This is a genomic window from Lactococcus sp. NH2-7C (assembly GCF_029953655.1).
GTDB classification, from domain to species: domain Bacteria; phylum Bacillota; class Bacilli; order Lactobacillales; family Streptococcaceae; genus Lactococcus; species Lactococcus lactis.
This window is the reverse complement of record NZ_CP124538.1, coordinates 1,416,903-1,429,397: the sequence shown is the minus strand read 5'-3', so window position 1 is coordinate 1,429,397 and position 12,495 is coordinate 1,416,903. Positions and strand designations below refer to the sequence as shown.

General features: G+C 35.3%; 11 protein-coding genes, 6 tRNA genes, 1 rRNA gene and 2 pseudogenes. 16 read left to right on the top strand and 4 right to left on the bottom strand.

Annotated features, from left to right (window positions below; genetic code table 11):
- Positions 1-73 precede the first annotated feature (73 nt).
- The 7 genes from rrf (at position 74) to QJV49_RS07190 (ending at position 716) form a co-directional block, all read left to right on the top strand.
- A 5S ribosomal RNA gene (gene rrf, locus QJV49_RS07220) occupies positions 74-189 on the top strand.
- Positions 190-192: 3 nt separating this feature from the next.
- A tRNA-Val gene (locus QJV49_RS07215) sits at positions 193-265 on the top strand.
- Between the two features lie 35 nt (positions 266-300).
- A tRNA-Tyr gene (locus QJV49_RS07210) sits at positions 301-381 on the top strand.
- A 6-nt stretch (positions 382-387) separates the two neighbouring features.
- Positions 388-458 (top strand) — tRNA-Trp (locus tag QJV49_RS07205).
- 10 nt (positions 459-468) lie between these two features.
- Positions 469-541 (top strand) — tRNA-His (locus tag QJV49_RS07200).
- Between the two features lie 7 nt (positions 542-548).
- Positions 549-620: transfer RNA gene (locus tag QJV49_RS07195), tRNA-Gln, on the top strand.
- Positions 621-632: 12 nt separating this feature from the next.
- Positions 633-716: transfer RNA gene (locus QJV49_RS07190), tRNA-Leu, on the top strand.
- Positions 717-846: 130 nt separating this feature from the next.
- On the opposite strand, the gene QJV49_RS07185 is transcribed toward QJV49_RS07190, so the two are convergent.
- From QJV49_RS07185 to QJV49_RS07175, 3 genes are read right to left on the bottom strand one after another with little or no spacing between them, the layout of a single operon-like run.
- A complete protein-coding gene (locus QJV49_RS07185) occupies positions 847-1,302 on the bottom strand; it encodes a transporter (RefSeq protein WP_225513058.1) in 456 nt (151 codons plus the stop codon).
- A gap of 22 nt (positions 1,303-1,324) precedes the next feature.
- A complete protein-coding gene (locus QJV49_RS07180; protein ID WP_225513059.1) occupies positions 1,325-2,029 on the bottom strand; it encodes a CPBP family intramembrane glutamic endopeptidase in 705 nt (234 codons plus the stop codon).
- 57 nt (positions 2,030-2,086) lie between these two features.
- Complete coding sequence (locus QJV49_RS07175; protein WP_225513060.1) at positions 2,087-2,239, bottom strand: ComC/BlpC family leader-containing pheromone/bacteriocin; 153 nt, start codon at positions 2,237-2,239, stop codon at positions 2,087-2,089.
- A gap of 222 nt (positions 2,240-2,461) precedes the next feature.
- Here QJV49_RS07175 and QJV49_RS07170 point away from each other — a divergent pair.
- The 5 genes and pseudogenes from QJV49_RS07170 (at position 2,462) to QJV49_RS07150 (ending at position 7,035) form a co-directional block, all read left to right on the top strand.
- Positions 2,462-4,609 (top strand): annotated as a pseudogene (locus QJV49_RS07170) (peptide cleavage/export ABC transporter).
- A gap of 14 nt (positions 4,610-4,623) precedes the next feature.
- Positions 4,624-5,073 (top strand): hypothetical protein, encoded by a 450-nt coding sequence (locus QJV49_RS07165; protein ID WP_225513061.1) that lies wholly within the window; start codon positions 4,624-4,626, stop codon positions 5,071-5,073.
- Positions 5,055-6,044 (top strand): annotated as a pseudogene (locus QJV49_RS07160) (bacteriocin secretion accessory protein); the annotation flags it as partial. The gene QJV49_RS07165 and the pseudogene QJV49_RS07160, both read left to right, overlap by 19 nt.
- Before the next feature lie 101 nt (positions 6,045-6,145).
- The gene (locus tag QJV49_RS07155) at positions 6,146-6,283 is read left to right on the top strand and encodes a lactococcin family bacteriocin (protein ID WP_225513062.1); all 138 of its coding nucleotides are present in this window, start codon (positions 6,146-6,148) and stop codon (positions 6,281-6,283) included.
- 83 nt (positions 6,284-6,366) lie between these two features.
- Positions 6,367-7,035: a CPBP family intramembrane glutamic endopeptidase gene (locus QJV49_RS07150; RefSeq protein WP_225513063.1), complete on the top strand. Its 669-nt coding sequence runs from the start codon at positions 6,367-6,369 to the stop codon at positions 7,033-7,035.
- Between the two features lie 363 nt (positions 7,036-7,398).
- Here the strand turns inward: QJV49_RS07150 and QJV49_RS07145 are convergent, their stop codons facing one another.
- The gene (locus QJV49_RS07145) at positions 7,399-10,092 is read right to left on the bottom strand and encodes a cation-translocating P-type ATPase (protein ID WP_225513064.1); all 2,694 of its coding nucleotides are present in this window, start codon (positions 10,090-10,092) and stop codon (positions 7,399-7,401) included.
- 136 nt (positions 10,093-10,228) lie between these two features.
- Between QJV49_RS07145 and QJV49_RS07140 the strand changes: the two genes are divergently transcribed.
- The 4 genes from QJV49_RS07140 to QJV49_RS07125 all read left to right on the top strand — a co-directional run bounded on the left by QJV49_RS07140 (position 10,229) and on the right by QJV49_RS07125 (position 12,445).
- Positions 10,229-10,741, top strand: coding sequence for a DUF536 domain-containing protein (locus QJV49_RS07140; protein WP_255597872.1), 513 nt, complete (start codon positions 10,229-10,231; stop codon positions 10,739-10,741).
- 57 nt (positions 10,742-10,798) lie between these two features.
- The gene (locus QJV49_RS07135) at positions 10,799-10,945 is read left to right on the top strand and encodes a hypothetical protein (protein ID WP_240336595.1); all 147 of its coding nucleotides are present in this window, start codon (positions 10,799-10,801) and stop codon (positions 10,943-10,945) included.
- 75 nt (positions 10,946-11,020) lie between these two features.
- Complete coding sequence (gene gap, locus QJV49_RS07130) at positions 11,021-12,031, top strand: type I glyceraldehyde-3-phosphate dehydrogenase (RefSeq protein WP_003131244.1); 1,011 nt, start codon at positions 11,021-11,023, stop codon at positions 12,029-12,031.
- 69 nt (positions 12,032-12,100) lie between these two features.
- Entirely contained in the window at positions 12,101-12,445 is a 345-nt protein-coding gene (locus tag QJV49_RS07125; RefSeq protein WP_010906411.1) for a zinc ribbon domain-containing protein YjdM, read from the top strand.
- Positions 12,446-12,495 lie beyond the last annotated feature (50 nt).

The window sequence follows — 12,495 nt, the reverse complement described above, 5'->3', positions numbered from 1 at the left end:
TATAAAAAGCTTAAGGTTTAGAAGTTAGAAGAATTGTTATTTAGTTTTGAATGTTCAAGGTAACATTTAATGATTTGGTCATCATTGCGATGGAGATACACCTGTTCCCATGTCGAACACAGAAGTTAAGTCCATCTACGGCGGAAGTACTTGGGGGTTGCCCCCTGGGAGATAGGCAAGTGGCCAAGTTTTGGGAGTTTAGCTCAGCTGGGAGAGCATCTGCCTTACAAGCAGAGGGTCAGCGGTTCGATCCCGTTAACTCCCATTGGTTGTTTCAGCCATTAAGTGAATAAAGAGTTTGGAAGGGTAGCGAAGAGGCTAAACGCGGCGGACTGTAAATCCGCTCCTTCGGGTTCGGGGGTTCGAATCCCTCCCCTTCCATAGAAAACGGGCATCGTATAAAGGTAGTACAAAGGTCTCCAAAACCTTTAGTGTGGGTTCAATTCCTGCTGCCCGTGTTTCATTATGGCGGATGTGGTGAAGTGGTTAACACACCGGCTTGTGGCGCCGGCACTCGCGAGTTCGATCCTCGTCATCCGCCTTTTTAATGGGGTATAGCCAAGCGGTAAGGCAAGGGACTTTGACTCCCTCATGCGTTGGTTCGAATCCAGCTACCCCAGTTGTTATGTTTCGCCGAAGTGGCGGAATAGGCAGACGCGCCAGACTCAAAATCTGGTTCCTTCACGGGAGTGCCGGTTCGACCCCGGCCTTCGGCATAACATAAAAGCTAACATGCCTATTGTTAGCTTTTTTATATAATTAATTGGATTATTTTATAGTTAACAAAAAACTACTGAAAATTATTGAATTCAGTAGTTTTTTGTTATATTTAATGCGTTTTTAAAATCAGGAAAAGCGTAAAGCCTGAACTGAGAAGCTTGCTCCAGCAATGATAAAAATATAGCCAATAATCAAGGATTTGAGAATATTTCCGTCGCCATGAACGATTAGAGGAATCAAAAATCCTGCTAAGCACAGAATTGGGGTCCAGGTTCTAGTTGCTAGATTATGCCAGGCTAAATAGAAAATTAATAGTGAAAGAATTGCTCCCACAGCTAGAATTAAAATCAGTAGTGTAGAGTTGATTGCTGTTAGATTACCATTTATCCAGAAGACGCCATGTTTTAGTATCTCATCCACCTTTCCTCTGTAAGTCCCATCAATATCATACCGTTGCCAATCTACTTTAAAAAAAGTATGGTTTAAGGCAATATAACTGACAGTAATAAGTAGCGAAAGAATAGAATATAAAAATAAAATCCATCTTTTAATATTATTTGGTTTGTTTATAAAATTTTTCATAGTTCTCCTTTTTACATTATTTTTAATAAGGTAATAGTTTAAAAAATGTGTCTAGTAGTTTGATTGCAGATCCACTAAAAAGATTCACTGAGCTATGGACAATCGCGCTCTCGATGAAATTGTTTCTTTTTGAATAAACCCAAGTAATAATAAAAGAAAGGATGAGATATGGAAGTAAGTACCAAGAAAATCCTGTATGGACAAGAGCGAAAAGTACAGAAGAGATTAGAAAGGCAACCTTTTTATTAGTTATTGAACCAAAAATATAACTTCTAAACAATAGCTCTTCCGAAAGTGGAACAATAATTCCTAGTATATATTTTTGACAAATGGTTGGTAGTTGGCCTAAAATATCCGACATGCCAGTATCACTCGTCACGGAAGAAATAATTTGTGTTTTTAGGACAAGTACTGTTACTAGATAATTAATTGCTAAAGTGAAAGACACAATCCCCATTAGCCAAAAGATACGCTTTAGATTCCAGTTCTTAAGTGTATTTTTTAGATATCCAAGTTTCCAAGCAATTATAAAAATGAGTATTAATACCAAAGTCATTAATAGTGGTAAGGTCCAAGAGGAATTAGTATATAAAAAATCGGTAAAGAAAAAGATTCTTTTATTAAAGAAATAGGCAAAAACTAAAACAAGAGGATATTGATAAAGAATGTTTAATAAAAGAAAAAATAGAATTCCTAAAATATTAATTTTGTATTTTTTTAAAATCATGATGAATTCCTGCTAATTAAAAATGCTGAAGAGTCAGAGATTCTTCAGCAAGATGTTTTACAAATATGGTTGGAGTTGTCTTCCCCATAGGGTAGGACCATCATACTGATTGATATTTCCAGAATAAGTTTGCATCAATGCAACTCCACCGGTAACATTTGTAAGTTCTTCATCAGATAATTGCTGAAATTGATTTAAGTTTTTATCCATAGTATTCTTTCAGTTATGGTTTCATTATATATTTGCACTATTCCAAATATATAATGAAATTTTAGCACTCGTTAAAGATAAAGTCAATAATTATTGCACAATTCAGAATAAAATTTATTTTCAAAATAATACAAAAAACAATAATTAAATTGTTGAATAAATCAGAATCAAGTGATATACTTTAACCTAAAATTAATAAATCTGAATGTTTTGAAGGGTGAAATGAAATTTAAAAAGAAAAATTATACTCCACAAGTGGATGAAATGGACTGTGGCTGTGCTGCTTTATCGATGATTTTAAAGTCTTATGGCACAGAAAAGTCACTCGCTTCATTGCGTTTACTTGCTGGCACAACAATCGAAGGAACTTCCGCTTTAGGAATAAAAAAAGCAGGAGAAGGGCTAGGTTTCGCAGTTCAAGTATTAAGAGCAGACGCAAGTCTTTTTGAAATGAAGGATATCCCTTATCCTTTTATCGCTCATGTCATTAAGAATCAAAAATACCCACATTATTATGTGATAACTGGCGCAAACAAAAATTCGGTATTCATCGCAGACCCCGACCCAACCGTTAAAATGACAAAATTATCAAAAGAAGTTTTTTTATCGGAATGGACTGGGATTAGTTTATTTCTTTCGACTACACCAGCTTATCAGCCCACTAAAGAAAAAGCTTCTTCATTATTATCTTTTATCCCAATTATCACCCGTCAAAGGAAAGTCATTCTCAATATTGTTATTGCCTCATTCATTGTAACGCTGATTAATATTCTAGGGTCTTACTACCTCCAAAGTATGATTGATAGTTATATCCCAAATGCCTTAATGGGAACTTTAGGGATTATCTCAGTAGGGCTATTGTTAACTTATATTATCCAACAAGTCTTAGAGTTTGCTAAGACTTTCTTACTAAACGTTCTTTCTCAAAGATTAGCCATTGATGTCATCCTTTCCTATATTAGACACATTTTCCAACTTCCGATGTCTTTCTTTTCGACTAGAAGAACAGGGGAAATTACCAGTCGGTTTTCCGATGCCAGTTCTATTTTGGATGCTATTGCTTCAACGATTCTTTCGCTCTTTTTAGATTTAACCATTGTTCTTATGACAGGACTGATTTTAGGGCTTCAAAATATACAACTCTTTCTTCTCGTTCTTTTGGCAATCCCACTTTATATTGTTGTTATTATTATTTTTACTCCGCTTTTTGAAAGACAAAATCATGAAGTTATGCAAACCAATGCCATCTTAAATTCCTCAATTATTGAAGATATCAATGGAATTGAAACCATTAAGGCACTTGCAAGTGAACAAGAGAGATATCAAAAAATTGACTACGAATTTGCAAGTTATCTAAAGGAGGCTTTCACTTTACAACAGTCAGAAGCCATTCAGCCGGCAATAAAAACGACAGTACAACTTGTACTAAATGTTCTTATTTTATAGTTTGGTGCAACTTTAGTCCTGCATCAAAAAATTACCCTCGGACAACTCATTACTTTTAATGCCTTGCTTTCTTACTTTACAAATCCAATTACTAATATCATTAACCTTCAAACAAAACTACAAAAGGCAAGGGTAGCCAATGAACGATTAAATGAGGTCTATCTTGTACCCAGTGAATTTGAAGAAAAGAAAACAGAACTGTCCCTCTCACATTTTAATTTAAACATGTCTGAGATTTCATATCAATATGGTTTTGGCAGAAAAGTCTTATCTGAGATAAAACTATCTATTAAAGAAAATGAAAAGTTGACCATTGTTGGTATGAGCGGTTCAGGGAAGAGTACTCTTGTTAAATTATTGGTCAACTTCTTTCAACCCACTTCTGGTACCATCACTTTAGGTGGAATTGATCTTCAACAGTTTGATAAACATCAACTTCGACGATTAATCAACTATCTTCCCCAACAACCTTATATTTTCACAGGTTCAATTATGGAAAATTTACTTTTAGGCGCTAGTGAAGCTACTTCACAAGAAGAGATTATTAGAGCGGTGGAATTGGCAGAAATCCGTGCAGATATTGAACAAATGCAATTAGGTTATCAAACTGAACTCTCAAGTGATGCAAGTAGTTTATCGGGAGGACAAAAACAGAGAATTGCGCTCGCTCGTGCCCTCCTTTCTTCTGCCAAAATACTCATCTTAGATGAAGCCACCAGTAACCTTGATATGATTACTGAAAAGAAAATATTAAAGAATTTGTTGGCACTAGATAAGACAATTATTTTCATTGCTCACCGCCTCTCTGTAGCGGAAATGAGCCATCGTATCATTGTCATTGAACAAGGAAAAGTGATAGAAAGTGGTTCACATTCAGAACTGCTTGCTCAAAATGGCTTTTACGCACAACTTTACCATAACTAAGTCAGGAGAAAAAGATGTTTGATAAAAAATTACTGGAAAGTTCAGAGCTTTATGATAAACGCTATCGAAATTTCTCAACCTTAATTATTCTTCCACTTTTTATCCTTCTTGTTGGAGGGGTAATTTTTACTTTCTTTGCACATAAGGAGTTGACCGTCATCAGTACAGGAAGTATTGAACCCACAAAAATAGTTGCTAAAATTCAATCAACGAATGCCAATCCAATCATTGAAAACAACCTCAAAGAAGGCAAAGCAGTTAAAGAAAATAGCCTACTTCTTAAATATAATGGCACACTAGAACAGACCCAACTCAGTGAGCTACTGACTCAAAAGAAACAAGTGCTAGACAAAAAAGCACAGCTTGACCTCCTTCAAAAGAGTTTAACCAACGAAAAAATGAGTTTTCCACTACCGATAGTTTTGGCTATGAGAAAAGTTTTGAAAATTATGAATCACAAGTAAAAAGTCTTGAAGCAACCATTCAAAAATCGAATCAAGCGGTAGAAGACCAAAATAAAAGTACCGAGAGCCAAAAGCAAGCTATTGAAAATCAAATTGAAACACTCCAGCAAGCCATACAGAATTACTCTGAAATTGAAAATGCGGTATCGAGTGGTGGAGCTGTTTCTCAAAACAATCCCTATCTTGCTCAATATAACAGTTACCAAGCCCAACAAGCGACTTTAGAAGCAACTTTAAAAACCGAGAAAACACCCGATGAAACTACTAAGCAAGCGACTAAAAGTCAAGAGGAGTCTTTAAAAAGTCAATTTTTATCAGGTTTAGCTTCGAGTAAAGACAGCTTAAAAAGCCAAATTCAATCTTTTAATGTTCAAGAAAGTAGCTTAACAGGAAGTAATGCTTATGATAATAGCCAATCTAGTGAAATCTTAACTTTAAAAACACAGGCACTTTCAGCTTCAAATAAAGAAATGACAGACCTAAATAGTACCCTTACTGATTTAGAAACAAAAATTAGCTTGCAAAAACAAGATGACCAGTACAGTCAAGTTTTTGCGGAACAGGCTGGAGTCCTGCATGTGCTCCCAGATATTTTAGGAATGAAAAAGATTCCGATTGGAACACCTATCGCAGAAATCTATCCTTTATTAAAGTCAGAAACACAAGTTAATCTGACAAGTTATATCCCAAGTACTCAAATTTCTGGAATGAAAGTCGGTCAAAAAGTGAGATTTACAGTACAGCAAAATTTACCTCAACCTGAAATTTTAACTGGAATAATCAACCAAATAGATAGTGCTCCCACAGCTTTTAAAGAGGGAAATACTTATAAAGTTTCTGCGACAACCACTATCAATGCAAAAGACCTCCCAAATATCCGATATGGTCTTCAAGGGAAAACAGTAACCATTATAGGAAAGAAAACTTATTTCAATTACTTTTTAGACAAAATTATGGGAAAGGGAAACTAAGTATTATGTATTTTTTGATGATTTTGAATTGTAAGAAAATTGTTGCATTTCTGATTGGGTCAGAGTATAATGACGTTATTAAATATAAAGGAGAATCACAAGTGGAAAATCAATTGAATTTTGAAGTTGTTTCAGATGAAGAACTTTCATCCATTGTTGGAGGGCAAAACTTGCAAATGGGTGAAGGCGGAAGTGGGTATGGTTCACCTGCTGATAACACTTGGTATTGGGCTTTATAATCTGAATATCTGGAATGTTACTTTAAATATAGGAGAAGGGGTTATTCTTTCTTCTATTTTTATATTATTGCTTAGGAGATAAAATGCAAAAAATTTTGGAGAAAGTGACTATTATTTTAGTCGCAATCTTTTTATTAGTTCTTTCACAATTACCTATGTATTATGTAAATTATGAGAATAACAAAAATAATATATATGGAGTTGCTAATAAAATATCCGTAAATTTTATTATAATAGCTTTATTAGTTGTTATAATAGCTATATTTTTAGGTAAAAAGAGAGGTTTTTATAAGCAGATAGCAAAAACTTTGGAATTGCGAAATATAGTACTCATTTTTGTGTTGGCGATATTATGTGTGATATTAAATATAATAATTAATTTGTTTATAAGAGTTCATCATCTAGGGACAATGTATAATCAGGATGTAATTGATAATATATTAGGTTCTTTGTTGTGGTTTAGCAAAATATTTGGCGTTGCGATATTGGCACCTATACTTGAAGAAAGTATTTTTAGGGCATCTATTTATCAGCTATTTGAAAATACTAAAATTTCTTTTGCTGTTTCAAGTCTACTATTTGCTTTTGTACATAGTGGTTATAGTTGGGTTTTTTTAGCCTATTTACCAGTTAGTTTAGGAATTACTTTTATCTATCATCGTAGGAAAATTTTAACAGATTCCATTTTGATTCATTCAATATTTAATTTATTAGTTATATATTTAAATTTTATATTAATAAATATAAGGTGACTTATTGTTTAATTTTTGTATAAAAGCATCTTTAGATAGAGGTGTTTATAATGGAAAGCTCCAAGAAGAATGAGTATATAAAAAATCGGTAAAGAAATATGTAAAAACTAAAACAATAGGGTATTGATAAAGAGTATTTAATAAAAGAAAAAATAAAATTTCTAAAATATTAATTTTGCTTTTTTTAATTGGGGACAAAGAAAAATTTTGGAACGATTTTATGGTTGCTGGTTTATTTTATGTTTTAGGAAATTGGGTGAAAAATCGCTGTTAAGAGTCTTATGATGAAGTGGTGAAGATGGTTGTAGAATTCCATGGATAAGTGAACAGATAAAAAGGCTCAAGTTATTTTGAGCCTTTCTTTTAGCCAATAAATTTTTTCCCTTGTTTATTAAGAATCACTTTTGTAATTTCAATGACAAGGGTTGGGATTAAAGCTAAGATGATAGCTATTAGCCAGTGTGTCATTGATAAAGGAGCAACTTCTAAGATGTTCATCAAAATAGGAACATTTGTAAAGAGAACGGTTATTCCTAGTGATAATAAGGTGGTACCAAAAATCATTTTATTGGTGGTAATTCCTCTTGTGAAGAGAGATTCATTACTTCTAGCGTTATAGACATTAATCGTAGAAGCGAGAGTTAATATCACAAAGGCCATTGTTTGGCCGAGTTGATGGTTAGGTGTCAATCCGGCGATTTCAACGAATCTTCCAAGATAGAAACCGATTAGAGCAGTGATGATGAATGCTGTGGAACAAATGGCGATACGCCAGCTGACTCCTCTTGAGAAGATACTTTCTTTGACGCCAACAGGTGGTTGTTCCATGATATGACTGTCGGCTTTTTCACGTGAGAGTCCAAATCCGGGAATTCCATCAGCAAGGACATTGATGTAAAGGAGTTGAATTCCTGTAAAAGGCATTCCCCAACCGACAATTGCTCCAATGAGCATTGTTAGAATTTCAGCTACGTTTGCTGAGAGAAGGTAATAAATTGTTTTTTTGATATTGGTGTAAACGCGACGGCCTTCGCGAATGGCAGCGACGATGGTCGCAAAATTGTCGTCAGCAAGAATGATATCAGAAGCGGATTTTGCAACCTCTGTTCCAGCTATTCCCATTGCAGTTCCGACATCGGCTGCTCTTAAGCTGGGTGCATCGTTGACACCATCCCCTGTCATGGCGACGATTTGTTCTTTTTCTTGCCAGATTTTTACAATACGAAGTTTGTCTTCAGGACTTACTCGGGCATAGACCGAAATTTGTTCAATTGTTTGGCTAAGTTCTTCATCTGTCATTGATTTGAGTGTTAAACCATCAATAACTTTATCTCCGTCACGATAGATGTCAATTTGTTGAGCGATTGCTTTTGCTGTAAGCGCGTGGTCCCCTGTAATCATAATTGGTTTAATACCAGCAGCCCTTGCTTCTTGAACAGCGGCTTTTGATTCTAAGCGTGGAGGGTCAATCATTCCCACGATTCCAAGAAAGGTAAGATTATTTTCTAATTCAGTTAAATCTTCTGGGAGTTTATCGATGATTTTGTAAGAAAGAGCAAGAACACGTAGGGCTTGGTCAGCAAAAATATCATGTATTTTTTGGACTTGGCTCAATAAATCATTTGATAAGTGAGTGGAAGTTTCCTCGTTATTTGAAGAAAGGAGCTGTGGATGCTGCACTTGATGTTGACTGCTTGGTGCAAGTCTATCAAAAGCACCTTTAGTCAATACGAGATACTTTTCATTATCTTGCGGATGGGGAATGACAACGGTCATTTTTTTGCGTGAACTATCAAAAGGAAGTTCAGCAAGTCGTTTTGGATTTTTTTCGGGTTCATAAAGATTATGAGTGATTAAAAAGCGAATGATTGCTGCTTCGGTTGGGTCACCATGGATTTCCCAATCACCGTCAATGAGTTGTGCACTGGCGTTTGAGGCATAAGCAAAATTTTGTATTAAGGAAACTTCAGAGCTTGATAATTGACCTCCTGACCAACTATCTTGTCCAGATAGCCAAAGTTTTTGAATGGTCATCTGATTTTGTGTGAGTGTTCCGGTTTTGTCAGAAGCAATGACTGTTGCGTTTCCAAGAGTTTCAACGGCAGGGACATTTCGGATAATGGCTTTTTTCTGAGCCATATTTTCTACACCGTAAATCAGACTGAGGGTAACAATAACTGGAAGTGTTTCTGGAACGGCAGCGACCCCTAAAACAACGGCGGTCATTAAATTATCAACAAAAGGAACGTTTCCATACAAAAGGTTAATGACAAAGATTAAGATTCCAGCGGCAAAGGCAATGACTGCTAAGCGTTTGGCAAGTTTATCGATTCTTTTTTGAAGAGGAGTTTTTCCTTTTATTTGTTCGCCAATAAGTGTGGCAATTTGTCCCATTTGAGATTCGGGACCAACTGCGACAACGATTCCTTCGGCTGTTCCGTTAAGAATATTAGTTCCTGAGAAAACCATATTCAGTTGATCTCCAAGAGGAACTTCGTCAGTAATATCAAGGTCAGCATTCTTGTCAATGGGTTCTGATTCACCTGTCAGTGAAGATTCATCAACTTGCAGGCTATTACTTGTGAGTAAGCGAATATCAGCTCCAACTTGTACGCCGGCTGTCAGCTCAATGAGGTCACCGCAAACTAATTCACTTGAGGCAATAGTTTGGCGTTTTCCAGAACGAAGAACAGTTGATGTTGGTGAGGAAAGCTCTTTGAGTGCAGCAAGTGCATTTTCTGCCCTATTTTCTTGGAATATTGAAACAAAAACGTTGATGACAACGATAAGTAAAACAACAATTGTTTTTGTATAGTTTCCGTTACTGATATAAGCCAAATAGGCTGAGAGAATACCGACGAGAATAAGAATGATATTCATAACTTCTAAGAGGTGATGGAGAATTTTTTGAAAAATATTTGGACCACTTTGCTCTTCAAAATTATTATGGCCATATTTGATTCGGGAATTTGTGACTTGGGTTGGACTAAGTCCAGTTTTACTATCAATATCATAGAATTTTTTTATATTATCAATGGATTCTGTTTTATATTTCATATTTTTAGCCCTTTCTTTTGGAAATTTACATTATAATATAATTATAATATATTTTTAATAATTCCTGGAACGATATGCAAATAAAATTTTTACAAAAGTCTGTATAATTAGCCAAAAATATGGTATTATTGATGATATGAAAACTAAAACAGTAAGTGAATTGGCAGAGCTTTTTGGAGTGACTCGCCAAGCGATGAATAAAAGGGTTAAGTCGCTAGATACTAAATTTGTTGAAAAAAATGAGAAGAATGTAACAGTCGTTAATGCTGAGGGAATTCATGAACTTGAGGGATTATACGGAAAAGTGGTGACCGCCAAGGCAGAGGTTTTGGAAGAAAATGCTGACAAAGGTTCTGAGGTTGCGCTTAAGACAGATGATGCAACATCCGCAGCTTACGAAATGATTAGCGCTTTGATGAAAGATAAAAACGCTGAGATTGAACGTTTGAATAGCCAACTCATCTCTAAAGATCAACAATTAAATGTAAAAGATGCTCAAATTGCTGAAAAAGATGTACAGATTAAAAAACAGCAAGAGTTAATGGAAAAAGCTTTGACAGACCAAAAACAATTTTTTACGGATTTGCAAGAGCAACTTAAAACCACTGACAATAAGGGCTTTTTTGGGCGTTTATTTGGTAAGAAATAAATCATAAATTTGCTGAGCGTTTCATCAGTAAATTTTTTTTATTGCTTTTTTATAGAAGTGGAAGAAGAAACTATTCTTAAAAGTGCGAGCTTTTTTAATGTTAAACGCTTTCAAGAAAAGTGGACTTCTTTTGCTTTTGTAGAGCGCTTTCTAAGGGAGTTTATGTTTGCAAATTTCAAAAAAAGTGTTAAAATAAAAGAGTAAGTTAAATTGTTAACTTAGTCAATTTAAAAGGTAAGCCTTTTATAAAATCTAATCCCTATAAGGAGGAAACTACTAATGGTAGTTAAAGTTGGTATTAACGGTTTCGGTCGTATCGGTCGTCTTGCTTTCCGTCGTATTCAAAATGTTGAAGGTGTTGAAGTTGTTGCAATCAACGACTTGACAGATCCAGCAATGCTTGCTCACTTGCTTAAATACGATACAACTCAAGGTCGTTTTGATGGTAAAGTTGAAGTTAAAGATGGTGGTTTTGAAGTTAACGGTAAATTCGTTAAAGTTACTGCTGAATCTAACCCAGCTAACATCAACTGGGCTGAAGTTGGTGCAGAAATCGTTCTTGAAGCAACTGGTTTCTTCGCAACTAAAGAAAAAGCTGAACAACACTTGCACGCTAATGGTGCTAAAAAAGTTGTTATCACTGCACCTGGTGGATCTGATGTTAAAACAATCGTTTTCAACACTAACCACGAAGTACTTGATGGAACTGAAACAGTAATTTCAGCTGGTTCATGTACAACTAACTGTCTTGCTCCAATGGCTGATACTTTGAACAAACAATTCGGTATCAAAGTTGGTACAATGACTACAGTTCACGGTTACACTGGTGACCAAATGACTCTTGATGGCCCACACCGTGGTGGAGACTTCCGTCGCGCACGTGCTGCAGCTGAAAACATCGTACCTAACTCAACAGGTGCTGCTAAAGCTATCGGTCTTGTATTGCCAGAACTTCAAGGTAAACTTCAAGGACATGCTCAACGTGTACCAGTTCCAACTGGTTCATTGACTGAACTTGTTACTATCCTTAACAAAGAAGTTACAGTTGACGAAATCAACGCAGCTATGAAAGCTGCTTCAAATGAATCATTTGGTTACAACGAAGACCAAATCGTTTCATCTGATATCGTTGGTATCTCAAACTCTTCACTCTTTGATGCTACTCAAACTGAAGTTACTTCAGCTGATGGAGCTCAACTTGTTAAAACTGTATCTTGGTACGATAACGAAATGTCATACACTTCAAACCTTGTTCGTACACTTGCATACTTCGCTAAAATCGCTAAATAATTTTCCGATTTTAACGGTATAAAAACCAGTCTTCGGGCTGGTTTTTTTTGATTTAATAAAGGAGAGAAAATGGAAACACCAAAATGTATTCATTGTTCAAGTGAATATACTTATGAATTATCAGATACGAGCTTTGGCTGTTCTGAATGTGGAAACGAATTTACACTTGAGGAAATTGAGGCAGCTGGGAAATTTATTGTCCTTGATAGTCTAGGAAATGAGTTAGAAACTGGGGATGACCTTGTTATTGTGCAAGATTTGCCAGTTAAGGGAATGCCGAAACCAATTAAACAGGGAACAAAAGTGAAAAACATTCGCATTAATCCAGAAGGAAAAAATGAACATTTTATTGATTCAAAAATTCCGGGATTTGGAGCGATTGCATTGAAGGGTTCAGTTGTTAAGAAAGCATAAAAAATAATCAGAGTAATTTCTGATTATTTTTTTGCTGACAGAGTTTTCTG

Excerpts from the sequence above, each read along its gene's own strand:
- QJV49_RS07185 (WP_225513058.1), bottom strand. The coding sequence starts at position 1,302 with ATGAAAAATTTTATAAACAAACCAAATAATATTAAAAGATGGATTTTA.
- QJV49_RS07180 (WP_225513059.1), bottom strand. The coding sequence starts at position 2,029 with ATGATTTTAAAAAAATACAAAATTAATATTTTAGGAATTCTATTTTTT.
- QJV49_RS07175 (WP_225513060.1), bottom strand. The coding sequence starts at position 2,239 with ATGGATAAAAACTTAAATCAATTTCAGCAATTATCTGATGAAGAACTT.
- QJV49_RS07165 (WP_225513061.1), top strand. The coding sequence starts at position 4,624 with ATGTTTGATAAAAAATTACTGGAAAGTTCAGAGCTTTATGATAAACGC.
- QJV49_RS07150 (WP_225513063.1), top strand. The coding sequence starts at position 6,367 with ATGCAAAAAATTTTGGAGAAAGTGACTATTATTTTAGTCGCAATCTTT.
- QJV49_RS07145 (WP_225513064.1), bottom strand. The coding sequence starts at position 10,092 with ATGAAATATAAAACAGAATCCATTGATAATATAAAAAAATTCTATGAT.
- QJV49_RS07140 (WP_255597872.1), top strand. The coding sequence starts at position 10,229 with ATGAAAACTAAAACAGTAAGTGAATTGGCAGAGCTTTTTGGAGTGACT.
- gap (WP_003131244.1), top strand. The coding sequence starts at position 11,021 with ATGGTAGTTAAAGTTGGTATTAACGGTTTCGGTCGTATCGGTCGTCTT.
- QJV49_RS07125 (WP_010906411.1), top strand. The coding sequence starts at position 12,101 with ATGGAAACACCAAAATGTATTCATTGTTCAAGTGAATATACTTATGAA.